Here is a 14,286-nt window from a genome sequence, read left to right as displayed (position 1 = left end):
CGATAAATGTAGAAAAGTCCGAGCTCTCGCTCGGGACTTTGTCTACAGTCTGAGGCAGCCAGATAGGCTGCCTTTTTTTGTAGTGAAAACTACATAAGTGACAAAAAAATAGCTGTAGTCCACACTACATATGAAAGGCACACTCCTAGAATCAAAGGGGAAATATGATTAAAATACAGATAACGGATGCGAAGTTCGCACAATTTATAAAGGAGGAAATAGAAATGGTATTACCCCAGTTTGAGTACCTTGCTCCTAAGACATTGGGAGAGGCTTGTAACCTGCTGGCGGAGCTGGGCAGTGTTGCAAAAGTCATGGCTGGTGCCACTGACCTGATCCCACCAATGCGTGATAAGGCGTTCACAGCCGACTATTTGATCGATATTAAGAATATTCCGGGCCTTGATTATCTGGAATATGATGAGAAGGAAGGCTTAAAGATCGGTGCATTGACAAAGCTGCGCACCATCGAGACCTCACCCATCGTGAAGGAGAAGAATCCTGCCACAGCCCATGCGGCAAAGGTGATCGCTTCCACCCAGATCCGTGCAAAGGCTACCATGGCCGGAAATATCTGTAATGCATCCCCGTCCAACGATTCTTCACCAAACCTTCTGGTACAGGAGGCAAAGCTTCTGGTACAGGGACCAAATAAGGACCGCGTGATCCCATTTAATGAGTTCTTTGCAGGCTTTAAGAAAACAGCTCTGGAGCCAGGTGAGATCGTGACAGGCATTGTGATCCCGCCTTTAGCTGAGAATGAGGCAGCTGCTTATTATAAGCATGCAGTGAGAAAGGCAATGGATCTTGCGATCATCGGCGTGGCAGCAAAGATCCGAGTGGAAAACGGCATTTGTACAGATGCAAAGATCGCACTGGGAGCAGTTGCAGTGACCCCGGTCCGTGCTCCGAAGGCAGAGGAAATCCTGATCGGAAAGGAACTGACCGACGAAGTGATCGTAGCAGCCTCCGAGGCAGCCATGAACTCCTGTGACCCGATCTCCGACATCCGCGCATCAAAGGAATACCGCAAGGATATGGTAAGAGTATTTACCAAACGTGCGATCAAGGACTGTCTTGAACAGCTGGCAGCGAAATAAGAGGAGGGAATAGGATAATGGTACATAAACATGCGATTAATGTAATCATCAACGGTGATCCGGTTGATGCGATTGTAAAGGACAATCTGACGCTGCTGGATTTCCTGCGCGACCAGTTATTCCTCACTGGAACGAAAAAGGGCTGCGAACAGGGTGAATGCGGCGCCTGCACCGTGCTTCTGGACGGAAAGCCAGTTAATTCCTGCTGCTGTCTGGCGGTTGAGTGTGACGGACATGAGGTTTTAACCGTAGAGGGAGTGGCAAAGGACGGCAAGCTGACACCTCTTCAGAGGCAGTTTATTGACAAATGGGCAATGCAGTGCGGATACTGCACACCAGGCATGATCATGTCCGCAAAAGCGCTGCTGGATGTCAATCCGCATCCCACAGAGCTGGAGATCCGTGAAGCGATCGAAGGAAACTTATGCCGCTGCACCGGCTATGCAAAGATCGTTGAGGCGATCCAGGCAGCTGCAGCTGAGATGAACTGGGAGGAGGAATAGAAGCATGAATAAAGACTGTGATAAGCATTATTTTAAAAAACCTGAATTCTATCGTCTGACCGGTGAGAATAACTATGTCCGTATCGATGCAGAAGACAAGGTTACAGGACATGGACAGTATGTGGGCGACATCATGTTCCCCGATATGCTGACAGGTAAAATGTTGAGAAGCCCATATCCCCATGCACGCATCAAATCCATTGATGTCAGCGAGGCATGGAAGGTTCCGGGCGTAAAATGCATCCTGACTGCAAAGGATTTTGAGTGGAAATCCTATGTGGGAAACGGTGAGTTTGCAGCAGAATTTGCAGACAAAGAGGTACTCTGCTCTGAGATCGTCCGCCAGGTAGGCGATGACGTGGCAGCAGTAGCAGCGATTGATGAAGAAGCAGCTCAGCTGGCTGTGGAAGCCATTAAAGTAGAATATGAGATCCTTCCAGGCGTATATGACCCATTTGAGGCAATGGAAGAGGGCGCTCCTGAGGTCAACTGGGAGGGCAAGGGCATCCACAATATCGGTATGCAGTCCATCATGAAGGCCGGTACCGATATTGACGAGGAGTTCAACAATGCTGCCTATGTGCAGCACAGAGAATACAGCACCCACCGTATGGTCCATGCAGCTATGGAGCCTCACGGCGCAGTGGCCACCTACCGCAATGGTACATACACCGTATGGATGTCCACACAGATGGCATACGTAGACCAGTTCTGGTATGCGAGATGCTTAGGCGTGAAGGAAAACCATGTGCGTATCATCAAGCCTTTGGTAGGCGGCGGCTTCGGCGGTAAGCTGGATTCCTATTCCTTTGGCCTCTGCGCTGCGAAGATGGCAGAACTCACAGGACGCCCGGTGCGCATGATCCTGACACGTGAGGAGGTATTTAATTCCACCCGTCACCGTCATCCGATCTACATGAAGATCGACACCGCCTTTGCAGCAGACGGCAAGCTGTTGGCAAAGAAATGCCACCATGTGCTGGACGGCGGCCCTTACGGCGGTTCCGGTGTTGCCTCCTGTGCACAGGCTACTCTGTGGGCAAACTTCCCCTACAAGATGAACTCCGTAGATTTCCTTGCACAGCGTGTTTACACCAATAACCCTGTTGCAGGCGCAATGCGTGGTTACACAGCCTGCCAGGTTCACTTTGCACATGATTTGAACATGCAGTACGCAGCAGACAAGATGGGCATTGACCCCATAGAATTCCGTAAGATCAGCGCTGCAGATCCCGGCTATGTTGCCCCGGCAGGCCTGGCCATCACCTCCTGTGCATACAAGGAGACTCTTGACACTGCAGCAAAGGAGATCGGCTGGTATGAGAAGAAGGGCAAGATGAAGAAGGGCGAGGGCATCGGCTTTGCCGGAACAGGCTTTGTATCCGGTACCGGCTTTGCCGTTCTGGAGGCTCCCAACCAGTCCTCCGCCTGTGTCACTGTCCGCCTGAACAAGCGCGGCATGGCTTCCCTGTATATCGGCTCTCATGATATCGGTCAGGGCTCTGATACGGTTATGACTGCCATTGTGGCAGAAGAGCTGGGCCTTCCAATGGATATGGTAAAGACCTTTATGTCCGATACCTTCCTGACACCATGGGATTCCGGTTCCTACGGAAGCCGTGTAACCTTCCTTGCAGGTAATGCAGCACGCCGCGCAGCAGTAGATGCAAAGCGCCAGCTGTTTGAGGTGATCGCACCTATGTGGGAAGTAATGCCTACCACACTGGAGTGCTTAGACGGAAAGGTCATCAGCAAGGAAAAGGCAGAGCTGCAGATGCCCATCGGCGATGCTATGTTTAAATATATGACTGTCAAGGGCGGAGATGAGCTGGTTGGCGTTGGCTCCTATTACCACAGGACAGACAACTCCCAGTACAACGGCGTCAATACCACCAACTATGCTCCTGCTTATTCCTTCTCAACCGGCGCAGCACATCTGACTGTTGATGAGGAGACAGGCGTTCTGGATATTGATGAATTCGTATTTGCCCATGACTGCGGCCGTGCGCTGAACCGCCGCGCAGTAGAGGGTCAGCTGGAGGGCTCCATCGGTATGGGCCTGGGCTATGCCGTATATGAGCACAGTGTGACTAAGGACGGAAAGATCTTAAATCCAAACTTCCGTGACTACCGCCTGCCGACTGCCCTGGATATGCCGAAGATGCGCACCTTCTACGACTTTACTCCCGATGAGGAAGGGCCTCTGGGAGCAAAGGAGGCCGGCGAGGGCTCCGCAGCACCGGTTGCACCGGCAATCGCCAATGCTGTCAATATGGCAACAGGCGTTTACTTTACAGAGCTTCCTCTGGACCCGGAGCACATCTGGAGAGCGCTCCACGGCATGAAGGATGACCGCAACGCAAAATAAGAGCTCAGACCATATATTTTTCCCAAAACCGCGGTTTGCCGTAGAAACAGGCAGACGGCGGTTTTGCCGGATTCACAAGCCTGGTTCCCGTCCGGCCGGAGGACTTTTTTGCCAGCCCTGTTATAGAAAAGAAATGAAAAAAATGGTATACTAAACACAGAAGACTTAAAAAGGAGATGCTGAAAATGGGCCGTGTTTTAAAACAACAGATTTTGCCAAATGGAAAAATAGAACTTGAAAAAGGCTGCGGAAATTATGTGTGCCGGTCATGCGGCGGCAAGGCCACTGCCTGCAATTATGTGGCAGGACTGATCCTCCAGGTATATGCAAAGCACTATGGCCTTTGCGGGTCCTATGTGGAAACGGACAAATATAAGGGATATATCACAGACTGCTCTACCTGCCAGTATCAGAATGATGGCGTATGCGAATATGAGGGGAAAGAAAAGCTGACATTTTGAGGTTGAGATATGAAAAACATGGAAAACGCTGGGGCGTATTACAGCTCCAGCGTTTCTAATTTTGAGAGGATCTCCTGGTTGCGCTCATAGAAGAGCAGCTCCTTGTTGTGCTCAAAATATTTCGGGCAGCCGTACTGGCCAATGAAGGAGGCTGTGGTTTCGTTGACAGTCAGGTTGGTGACAAGGATCAGCATTTCCTGACCTCCCCTAAAGACCTCCTCACAGAACAAAAAGAGCTGTTCCAGCCTGGAGGATATAAGGGCCGCCTCCTTCTGATTTGCCCCGGCCCGCTGCCGCAGATCCTCCTTCAGGAGAGAAAAATCAGGGACAGCTGCCTGGCTTAACAGAGCCTCCTGCTGGTTTAACAAAGCCCTTAACCGGTTAAGGCTGCGCAGCTGCCCGGAGGAGAGGGGATGGGAAGTCCTGCCGGCTTCGAGCCTCTGGCTTAACAGGGTACGCTCTTTTAACAGGAGGGAGGGCAGCAGATCCGTATCCGGCCCTGGACCAGCACCTGATCGTCCCAGCTGCATTTTTACACGCTTTAGGATATCTAAAAGCCCTGTAAGGCTCTCCTGGGTTTCCAAAAGTCCCTTAATATCCTGGGTCACCGAATCGATCAGCAGTCCCAGCAGGGCCAGACGCTCATCAAAACGTGCCTTCCTGGCCCGGTCCTTTATTTCAGCGGAAGCCCTTCCCTCCAATATCTCTGCTATCTGATAGTCTGACTGGTATTTATGGAACAGATCGTAATAGGCGGCAAAATCCCTTGCAATCTCAGGGCATTGCAGATACTGGCCTGTCAGCCTTTCATCCACCGGCATGAGATGCTTTTCATAGAGCACCACCATCTGTGAGAGATCCTCCCAGCCGCGGGCAGTGACAAAGCGTTTCCCGTCTATGGCAGTCTCCACCTTATAAAAGTGATCCTTCTTGATCTCAAGATAGGTGAGGATGGCAGGGTGGATACCGCTCTTATAGGCGTATTCCTTCCACACATCAAAATCCGGCTCCACGGTGATCTTTTTCAGCCGGTCCATTGTCACGATATCAAACTCCCGGACAGATTTGTTGTACTCCGGCGGGTTCCCGGCAGTGACAACGATCCATCCGGCCGGAACCTGGTGGCGTCCGAAGATCTTATACTGGAGGAACTGCAGCATGGATGGGGCCAGTGTCTCAGACACACAGTTAATCTCATCCAGAAACAGGATGCCCTCCTTTACTCCCGATGCCTCCATGACCTCATATACCGTGGAAATGATCTCTGACATGGTATATTCCGATACCTCAAAGGACACTCCGCCATAGGTCTTTGTCACAATAAAGGGAAGGCCCAGGGCAGACTGGCGCGTGTGGTGGGTCATGGAATAGGAGACCAGCCCCACATTCAGCTCCTGGGCGATCTGCTCCATAATGGCTGTCTTTCCAATGCCCGGAGCTCCGATCAGGAATACAGGGCGCTGCTTTTCAATAGGGATCTCATAATTGCCAAATTCATCCTTGGAAAAATAAGCGGTCATAGCCTGCTTGATCTGTTCTTTTGCTTCTTTGATATTCATTGCTTTTCCCTCAGTTAACATGTTTTTAGCGGCTCAGAAGACGGGAAACTGCAGGAATCCACGCAGATATCCCGTTCATCCAGAATGGCCCTGACAGCCCACACAGGCACTGCCGGGATAGGCTGGCTGCGGTCCAGAAAGAGAAATACGGTCCGAAAGGGCGGCGGGGCAGTGGGATAAATGCCGTCCCCATCCGTAAAATACAGCAGTCCCCTCAGATCTGCCAGCTGCCCGGCCTTCTGCAGCTTTTCGATGTAGGAGAATACAGGCCGGAAATCCGTTCCGCCAAAGCCCTTCAGCTCCAGCTGCCCCATGAAATCCTCCAGCTCCTGCCTGGATGTGATCATGGTGTCTGACTGGATCACAGAGTCACATTGGATGATGTGGAGCCGGATGGCAGAAAACCAGGTATCCTCCTGTAACAGAAGTTCGCAGGTTTTCTGAAGGAAGCGCTCCGCCAGCTCACCTCGGACAGAAGCGGAGGTATCGATGGCGATGACAAATTCTTTGATCCTTTTTACCTCCCTGTATTCCAATGGCTCTATCAGCGGCATATTTTCATACAGCTTCAGGCCATAGGTGTAGAAAATATGATCAAACTCCTCATCATTGATGGAAACCTCCTCGCTGAGAACAGCGAACTGTTTTAAAAAGGCGGTGTAGTCCACCTTTTCCCTGTTTGAAAGCTGGAGCACAGCTAACAGGTTCCCTGCCTTCTTGCCCCACTGCCTGGAGGCTGTCTCCAGATCTGTCTGTATCCTGGAGGAGATCTCCTTCCACTGCTTTTGAAGCTCCTCCGTGTCGGGCCGGGGCTTGGGAACAAGGGAAGAGTCCGAAGAAGGCTCCTGCTGTGTCGTCTGCTGCTTTTGGTCCTTTTCACCGGAGCCGGAGCTGTCAGCGGCTTCCGGAGCCGGCCCATCCTACTGCTCGTCCGGATGCTCTGTCAGATGGTACCAGATGTGATGGTCATCGGCATAGAAGGAGTCCCTCATGGTGTAAATGGTCTCCGGATCCCAGTCCATGGTCTTAAAATAATGATAGATGGCCTCTGCAGACAGAAGCGGAAGCTCCCGTTGCAAAGCCTCTATGATCCCAGCCTGGCCATTGGTCCTTGTACAGGCTGTGTCCGGCAGGTCCAGCTCCGTTATCACGGCCTCCACCGCAATATCGCAGGAAAGATTCCAGAGATCGGGATCCACCTGTTTTCCCACAAAGGGATGATGATAGATACAGTGGAGGACCACGTGCAGGTAATCACGCATGACAAGCTCCTTCTGCACCTGGTACAGGCGCAGGATATGAAGGAACTGGTAATAGATAAAGGAGCCGTCCGTAGCCATGGTGGTCTCCGGATCAGTCTCAAGATCCAAGGCACAGAGTGCGGGCTGTAAAAAGCGCAGATGGACCATCAGCGTATTTCTGGACAGCTTTAAAATATCCAATGCCAGTGCCTCGGCCTCAGCCAGGGAGGAGGCAGCCTTTGGGTGTTTAGCATTGTCTTTCAAACGGTTTGCCAAAATTGATTCCCCCTTTTCCCATCCGATGGTTTCTGACAGCAGTACGGATCATTCCGTGCAGGCGGCGGTGACTGCAGCTGCTACAGCTCATCCAGCTCCTGAAGGCCGGAGAGCAGCTCTGTGCCGAAAGCCCGGACCTTCAGAAACTGATGCCGATATTCTAAAAGGATGGAGATCACATCCGCATCCCCATGGCGGACTGCCTGGGAAAGGATGGTGTCAAAGCTTCCGGCATCAATGAGCTTATTTTCTGTAAGGTACTGGTGAAGGGCCAGGCTGTGGTCTGTGGCCGTGCGCCTGAGAAGCTGCGGGACCATATTGGCCAGATAGCGGTCATAGGAGGCAGCCACTTCCGGCAGATAGTGCTTCTTCCGGTCAATATCCCCCAGATATCCCTGAACCGCATAGCGCTGCCATCCAGGTGGATAGCAGGAAAGCGGGATCTCCCAACCGATCATGCGTTTTAATCTATGACATCCGAAAAAGGTCTTTTCGGGATCAAAGCCTCTTAAGAGCTCCGGGGCGGAGGCGTCATACCAGGTGAAGTTTTTTAAGGGCCCCCGGAAGGTGACCTGCTCCAGCAGAGAGCACCCGGAGAAGATCCCGTCAGCTGCAGAGGAAGAGGTCAGCCTGGAGTTGCAGTAGGTATTGGGGGACATGGATAGTTCCTTTAAATGCTCACAGCCCTGAAAGGCCGACATACCCAGGGTCCGCAGGCTGTTTGGCAGATAGACGGAGACAACCCGGCTTTTGCTGTAATACCAGACATCGATATGGGTAAGACCCTCCGGGAGCAGGAGGCTCGCCGGGCAGGAGCCGGGCTCTGCTCTGGAGGTACACTGAAAGGACGCCTTTAGGAGACGGTTCCAGTAGGCAGTTTCATTAAAAGCATACTCATCGACAAGGGTGTCGGGATTCTGCAGGGTGATCGTTTCCAGATTGGTGCAGCACTCAAAGGCCCGTGAGCCGATGACCTGCAGGCTTTTTGGAAAGCAAACGTGCTTTAAGGAGGAGCAGTACCAGAAGGCCCGTCTTTGGATCTCTGTAAGGCCCTCTGAAAAAGAAATTTCCTCCAGGCTGTCACAGCAATGGAAGGCCTCTGTTTCAATACAGGTAAGGCTTCCGGGAAGGACGACCGATCTTAAAGTATGGCACTTCAAAAAGGCATTGCGTCCGATCCGTTCAATGCCTTCCGGCAGCGTCAGTTCGGGTTCAATGCCAGCGTAGGAAATCAGGGTACAGAGGCCATCCTGAATTGCGGTGTTCAGATCCTGTTTCATGCAGTCCCCTCCATAATACAATTATGACAGCAGGAAATCCCGATTGGAAGTAGTAAACACTACAACCGTGTCCGCAGCTACATGTATAGTCTGTGCAATATGCTTTTTATAAGAATGTTTGTTATAATTTTCTTAATAAAATGTGAGAGATCTTTCACGAAGAGGAGGTAAAGAAGAATGGAGCATTTTGAACGTGTGCGCCTTATTGTCAACGGACGTCCGAGGACCTTCATTATCGGTGATGACGAGGGCTGTGTATCTCCGTCGGAAACACTGTTGGACACCATCAGGGACAGGCTGGGTCTGACTGCGGCAAAGCGCAGCTGTGAGCATGGAGCCTGTGGCTGCTGTACGGTGATCGTGGACGGGGAGGCCGTAGCGTCCTGTATGCTGCTGACAGCAGATCTTGACGGAAAGTCCGTCACTACACTGGAGGGCTTATGCGACCCGGTTACAGGAGAGCTCAGTCCGCTGCAGAAGGCATTTGCAGATAATTCCGCATTCCAGTGCGGCTATTGTACTCCGGGCATTATCATGAGTACCCAGGCATTGCTGATGAAAAATCCGAATCCCACAGAGGATGAACTGACAGAAGCACTGTCCGGAAATTACTGCCGCTGTATCAGCCATTATCAGGTGATCCGCACAGTGATGGGATTTATTACGTCTATGAACGGGGAGGGATAGGCAGATGTATGAAGAGATGAAAAAAGAGGTAAAGGTCAGTGAGCATGAGTACCGCTATATCGGTAAGCACAGCAATCGTGCAGATGCAGCTGATCTGGTATCCGGAAAGCGCAAATTCATTGATGATCTTGTCATGCCCGGCATGCTGATCGTGCGGGTCCTCAGAAGCCCTTATCCCAACTGTATGATAAAACGCATTGATGTGGAGAAGGCAAAGGCTCTTCCTGGCGTGATCGGCGTATGCACTTACAAGGAGGCTCCTGACTGGAAATGCGGCCTTCCGAATCACCGCCGCGTGCTGGATAAGCATCTGCGCTTTACCGGCGATTCCGTTGCCCTGGTGGCTGCAGAGACCATTGAGATCGCGGACGAGGCCCTGGAGCTGATCGATGTGGAATATGAGGTTCTCCCCTTTGTGCTGGACTGTGAGAAGGCCCTGGAGCCGGATGCGCCCCAGCTGTACCCGGAATATCCGGGCAATGAGATCCCGAAGGTAACCCCGTTCTCAGAGGAGCCCTTTAACCAGATTTTCGTGGGCGATACAAAGAAAGGCTTTGAGGAGTGCAAATACGTTTCCGAGGGCTATATGAAGTATGAGAACATGGCTCATCCTCTGCCGCCGGAGAGTCCGGGATGCATTGCCCAGTGGATAAACGAGCATGCGGTTACTGTGTGGTACAACGGCGGTGCTCCCCATCTTCAGAAATTTAATACGGAGGCTTCCATTCCAGGTGTGGCAGTGCGTGTCATCGCCTGTCAGGCCGGAGGCTCCTACGGCTCCAAACAGCTGATCCCCCACATGATCCTTCAGGCCATCCTCATGAGTAAGATCACAGGCAGGGCATGCAAATTTATCATGGACCGCAATGAACACATGCTGTCTTATGAGCTGCGCCAGGGAAGCCGTATCCGCGGCAAGGTGGGCATGACAGAGGACGGGATCATCAACAGCGTAGAGGGCATGTGGTATACGGACTCCGGTATGTCCTCTACCTACGCACAGGCGATGACTGCCGTTGGCCTCGGTGAGTGCCAGGCCTTTCTCGGCAAGTGCAAGAACTGGGCTCTGGATACAAAGCTGGTGGCAACCAATCATTCCTCCCAGGCGCCTATCCGCGGCTTCGGCGGGCAGGAGTGCAAGTCCGTGCTGGTTCCCATGGTTTGTACTGCGATCCGTGCAGCGAACATGGATCCCCTGGAGGTATTCCAGAAAAACTTTGTAAAGGACGGTGACCGTTATATCTGGCGCGATAACCTGTGGTGGGATGTCCGTTCCGTGGATTATACGAGAGCCTTTGAGGAGACGGCAAAGGCCTTTGGCTGGAAGGATAAATGGAAGGGCTGGGAGGTTCCCACCTGGGTGAGCGAGGACGGCCGCTATGCCATCGGCGTTGGAGTGGGCGTACACGGCAATGCGGATATCGGCGAGGATCCCACAGAGGGCATGGTAAAGCTCCATCCTTTTGGAAGCGTTACCTTAGAGCTCTGTGTGGGAGAGACCGGAGGCGCACAGCGCCATGCTGTCCAGAAGATGGTGGCAGAGGTCATGAAGGTGCCTATGGACGGAGTCCAGGTGGTGGATCCTGATACCCACGCAACGGGGTATGATGCAGGTATGATCGGTTCCCGCGGTACCATCACTATGGGTACAACTGCCATCCGCGCAGCAAAGGACGCGCGCCGCAAGCTGCTGGAGCTGGCCTCTGTCAAGCTCAATATCAATGTGGATGAGCTGGATACGGAGAATTTCCTGGTATTCTCTGTGCGCCATCCGGAAAAGCGCCTGCCCTGGATCGCCATCTGCGGCACACCTGAGATGACCATTACAGGCTCTGCCAAATACAAGCAGAACTTTGATAAGCCAAACTTTGCATTATATCTGGCAGAGGTCTGCGTGAACCTGGAGACAGGAGAGGCAAAGCTCATCCGCGCTATCGAGGGTTCTGACGTGGGACAGATCATTGACCCCATCAATATCCGAATGCAGGCAGAGGGCTCCTTTGGCTCCGCAGGCGGCGATACGGGCCTCTTTGAGGAGATGGTCATGGATCCAAAGATCGGACGTTTTATGAATGGCAATATGATCGATTACAAATGGCGTACATTTAACAATTTCCCGCAGTTTGATACGGTCCTGCTGGAAAGCGAGTGGGATACCGAATCCTTCCATGCAGTCGGCTTTGGTGAGATCACACCTTCACCGGCTCCGGCCGCCATTCTCATGGCGGTGAGCAATGCGATTGGCGTGGAGATGACAGAATACCCCTGCACACCGACAAAGATCCTGCGTGCAATGGGTAAGATTAAATAGGAGGAGAGCTGCAATGAAAAGATTTGACCATATTTCGGCAGGAAGCTATGAGGAAGCCAGCCGTATTGTCCGTGAAGGCCATGGGACGATCGATCCTATCGCCGGAGGAACGGATCTCCTTGGCACCTACAAGGACCGCCTGCTTACTACCTATCCGGAAGCCGTTGTCAGCATTAAAAATATTCCGGGCAGCGCCTATGTGGAGGAGCGGGGAGATGTGATCGTCATCGGCGCCGGCTCCACCTTAAAGGCCCTCCAGGACAATGAATTGTTAAAGCAGTATGCGCCTGCGGTGGCGGAGGCCGCCCATTCCGTGGCTTCCCCCATTATCCGTTCCACGGCAACGATCGGAGGAAATGTGTGCCAGGATGTCCGCTGCTGGTATTACCGTTATCCCCACAACATCGGCGGAAGGTTAAACTGCCGCAGGAAGGGCGGAGATACCTGCTATGCCATTGCAGGTGAAAACCGCTATCATTCCATTTTCGGAGGCATGAGCACGGGAGGCTGCTCCTCCTGCCAGCATCAGTGTCCGGCTGGCACGGACATTTCCGGCTACATGGCAAAGATCCGCGAGGGGGACTGGGATGGAGCCGCAAGGATCTTTTTCCGCTATAATCCCATGCCAATGATGACAAGCCGCATCTGTCCCCATCTCTGCACAGACAGCTGCAATCAAAGGACTTACGGTGAGAGCGTCAATATCCCCGGTGTTGAGCGCACTCTGGGAGATTATATCCTGGCCCGCAAGGAGGAGTATTACGCAGCTCCTGTCAATGCTACCGGAAAAAAGTGCGCAGTCATCGGCGCGGGCCCCGGCGGCCTGACAGCAGCCTATTATCTGCGCAGGGCCGGACATGAGGTCACGGTATATGATGCCCATGAGAAGGCCGGAGGCGTTCTCCGCTATGGCATCCCTCATTACCGCCTTCCGAAGGCGATCGTGGATGAGTTCTGCGATGCCCTTGAACACATTATGGGTATCCGCTTTGTTATGAATACAAAGGTGGGAGAGGACATCACCGTGGAGGAGATCCGGGAGCAGAATGACGCTGTCTACTTTGGCACCGGTGCATGGAGCCAGCCTGTGCTGGGACTGGACGGGGAAAATCTCACCAGCTTCGGCCTGAATTTCCTGGAGGAGGTCAATACCTACCTTCAGAAGGCCATTGGCGAGGAGGTCCTTGTGTGCGGCGGCGGAAATGTAGCCATGGATGTTGCATTAACCTCCAAACGTCTGGGCGCAAAGAAGGTAAAGCTCATCTGCCTGGAGCAGCGTCATGAGATGCCTGCAGATGAGAGCGAAATCCTGATGGCAGAGGAAGAGGGCGTTGAAATCTCCAATGGCTGGGGCCTGGGACGCGTGGTCACAGATGAAAGCGGAAAGGTCATTGGCCTGGAGGCAAAGCGCTGCCTGGCTGTCCGCGATGAAAACGGCCGTTTTCATCCTTCCTATGATGAGAAGGATACCATGGTGGTGCCTTCTGACTTTATCATCCTGGCAACAGGACAGCGGGTGGATATTTCCTTCCTGGGAGAAAAACTGGGAGAGCAGTTAAAGACTGCCCGCGGCCTGATCGATGCTGATACTGAGTCCGGCAAGACAAAGCAGGAGGGCTTCTATGCAGGCGGTGACGCTGTGACCGGACCAAATCTGGCGATCCGTGCAATCCGTTCAGGACGCGGGGCGGCCATGTCCATGAACAGGGATCTGGGCGTGGAACCAGAGGCACCGGAGGCAGAAGAGAAGTTCACCCATTTCCATGTGGAGGGCATTGAAGCAACAAAGCAGAACAAACTTTACGAAAAGCCGGCTGCAGAGCGCACCCTGACACAGGAGGACCGCCTTTCCATGGATCAGGAGACGGCTCTCAAAGAGGCTCAGCGCTGCCTTCACTGCGCATGCTATGCAGTGAACCCATCGGATATCACCCCTGTTCTGGTCATGCTGGATGCCCGGATCCAGACCACAGAGCGCCTCATCCCGGCAAAGGATCTGTTTACCCAGAAGCTGACAGTCCAGCAGGTGCTCCATGAGGGAGAGCTGGTTACAGAGATATGCGTACCAAAATGTGATGGTGAGATGCACTATGATAAGCGCCGTGTACGCGACGCCATTGATTTTGCCATTGTTTCCCTGGCAAACCGCATCCAGGTGGAGGACGGCGTGGTAAAGGATGCACGTCTCGTATTCGGCGGTGTTGCCCCGGTTCCCTACGAGCTTCCACGGGTGGAGGAGTACCTGGCAGGCAAGAAGCTTGACAGGGAGGTGGCGAGAGAAGCTGCAAGGATCGCCCTTGAGGACGCAACTCCCATGGGACAGAATGAATACAAAGTATTTATGGCCCGTGATATTGTGTATCAGGCAGTGTGCCGTGCGGCGGGGATAAAGGAAACAGAAATCCCTGTACTGTAACTACATAGATGTGAAAGAAAAACAGGAGGCAGATGATGGATATCACCTGCCTCCTGGCACATTTAAATGGGTAAGGATCTTTCC

General features: G+C 52.7%; 11 protein-coding genes. 7 read left to right on the top strand and 4 right to left on the bottom strand.

Going from position 1 to position 14,286, the window contains the following annotated elements:
* Window positions 1-224 precede the first annotated feature (224 nt).
* From LIZ87_RS18520 to LIZ87_RS18505, 4 genes are all read left to right on the top strand, one after another.
* The gene (locus tag LIZ87_RS18520; protein WP_227148757.1) at window positions 225-1,100 is read left to right on the top strand and encodes an FAD binding domain-containing protein; all 876 of its coding nucleotides are present in this window, start codon (window positions 225-227) and stop codon (window positions 1,098-1,100) included.
* Window positions 1,101-1,117: 17 nt separating this feature from the next.
* On the top strand, window positions 1,118-1,603 hold the full coding sequence (locus LIZ87_RS18515) for a (2Fe-2S)-binding protein (protein ID WP_178314619.1): 486 nt from the start codon (window positions 1,118-1,120) through the stop codon (window positions 1,601-1,603).
* Between the two features lie 4 nt (window positions 1,604-1,607).
* A complete protein-coding gene (locus LIZ87_RS18510) occupies window positions 1,608-3,971 on the top strand; it encodes a xanthine dehydrogenase family protein molybdopterin-binding subunit (RefSeq protein ID WP_227148756.1) in 2,364 nt (787 codons plus the stop codon).
* A 185-nt stretch (window positions 3,972-4,156) separates the two neighbouring features.
* The gene (locus LIZ87_RS18505) at window positions 4,157-4,432 is read left to right on the top strand and encodes a hypothetical protein (RefSeq protein WP_227148755.1); all 276 of its coding nucleotides are present in this window, start codon (window positions 4,157-4,159) and stop codon (window positions 4,430-4,432) included.
* Between the two features lie 38 nt (window positions 4,433-4,470).
* Here the strand turns inward: LIZ87_RS18505 and LIZ87_RS18500 are convergent, their stop codons facing one another.
* From LIZ87_RS18500 to LIZ87_RS18485, 4 genes are all read right to left on the bottom strand, one after another.
* Window positions 4,471-5,991: an ATP-binding protein gene (locus LIZ87_RS18500; RefSeq protein WP_227148754.1), complete on the bottom strand. Its 1,521-nt coding sequence runs from the start codon at window positions 5,989-5,991 to the stop codon at window positions 4,471-4,473.
* A gap of 14 nt (window positions 5,992-6,005) precedes the next feature.
* Window positions 6,006-6,686 carry a VWA-like domain-containing protein gene (locus LIZ87_RS18495; protein WP_178316359.1) on the bottom strand — a complete coding sequence of 227 codons (681 nt, stop codon included), beginning with the start codon at window positions 6,684-6,686 and terminating at the stop codon, window positions 6,006-6,008.
* Window positions 6,687-6,911: 225 nt separating this feature from the next.
* The gene (locus tag LIZ87_RS18490) at window positions 6,912-7,508 is read right to left on the bottom strand and encodes a DUF2201 family putative metallopeptidase (RefSeq protein WP_178316360.1); all 597 of its coding nucleotides are present in this window, start codon (window positions 7,506-7,508) and stop codon (window positions 6,912-6,914) included.
* A gap of 80 nt (window positions 7,509-7,588) precedes the next feature.
* A complete protein-coding gene (locus LIZ87_RS18485) occupies window positions 7,589-8,788 on the bottom strand; it encodes a leucine-rich repeat domain-containing protein (protein ID WP_178316361.1) in 1,200 nt (399 codons plus the stop codon).
* 177 nt (window positions 8,789-8,965) lie between these two features.
* Here LIZ87_RS18485 and LIZ87_RS18480 point away from each other — a divergent pair, with 177 nt between their 5' ends.
* From LIZ87_RS18480 to LIZ87_RS18470, 3 genes are read left to right on the top strand one after another with little or no spacing between them, the layout of a single operon-like run.
* Window positions 8,966-9,475, top strand: a complete 510-nt coding sequence (locus LIZ87_RS18480; protein WP_178316362.1) for a (2Fe-2S)-binding protein — start codon at window positions 8,966-8,968, stop codon at window positions 9,473-9,475.
* 4 nt (window positions 9,476-9,479) lie between these two features.
* A complete protein-coding gene (locus LIZ87_RS18475; RefSeq protein WP_227148753.1) occupies window positions 9,480-11,786 on the top strand; it encodes a xanthine dehydrogenase family protein molybdopterin-binding subunit in 2,307 nt (768 codons plus the stop codon).
* 13 nt (window positions 11,787-11,799) lie between these two features.
* Window positions 11,800-14,202, top strand: coding sequence for an FAD binding domain-containing protein (locus tag LIZ87_RS18470; RefSeq protein ID WP_227148752.1), 2,403 nt, complete (start codon window positions 11,800-11,802; stop codon window positions 14,200-14,202).
* The last annotated feature ends 84 nt before the right edge of the window (window positions 14,203-14,286 follow it).

The sequence above is a fragment of the Lacrimispora sp. 210928-DFI.3.58 genome (assembly GCF_020554865.1).
Classification (GTDB): domain Bacteria; phylum Bacillota; class Clostridia; order Lachnospirales; family Lachnospiraceae; genus Enterocloster.
The sequence above is the reverse complement of the archived record's forward strand: the minus strand, read 5'-3'. Positions and strand labels throughout refer to the sequence as shown.

Bases quoted from the DNA above. Each gene is read 5' to 3' on its own strand.
- LIZ87_RS18520 (WP_227148757.1), top strand. From the start codon at position 225: ATGGTATTACCCCAGTTTGAGTACCTTGCTCCTAAGACATTGGGAGAG.
- LIZ87_RS18515 (WP_178314619.1), top strand. From the start codon at position 1,118: ATGGTACATAAACATGCGATTAATGTAATCATCAACGGTGATCCGGTT.
- LIZ87_RS18510 (WP_227148756.1), top strand. From the start codon at position 1,608: ATGAATAAAGACTGTGATAAGCATTATTTTAAAAAACCTGAATTCTAT.
- LIZ87_RS18505 (WP_227148755.1), top strand. From the start codon at position 4,157: ATGGGCCGTGTTTTAAAACAACAGATTTTGCCAAATGGAAAAATAGAA.
- LIZ87_RS18500 (WP_227148754.1), bottom strand. From the start codon at position 5,991: ATGAATATCAAAGAAGCAAAAGAACAGATCAAGCAGGCTATGACCGCT.
- LIZ87_RS18485 (WP_178316361.1), bottom strand. From the start codon at position 8,788: ATGAAACAGGATCTGAACACCGCAATTCAGGATGGCCTCTGTACCCTG.
- LIZ87_RS18480 (WP_178316362.1), top strand. From the start codon at position 8,966: ATGGAGCATTTTGAACGTGTGCGCCTTATTGTCAACGGACGTCCGAGG.
- LIZ87_RS18475 (WP_227148753.1), top strand. From the start codon at position 9,480: ATGTATGAAGAGATGAAAAAAGAGGTAAAGGTCAGTGAGCATGAGTAC.
- LIZ87_RS18470 (WP_227148752.1), top strand. From the start codon at position 11,800: ATGAAAAGATTTGACCATATTTCGGCAGGAAGCTATGAGGAAGCCAGC.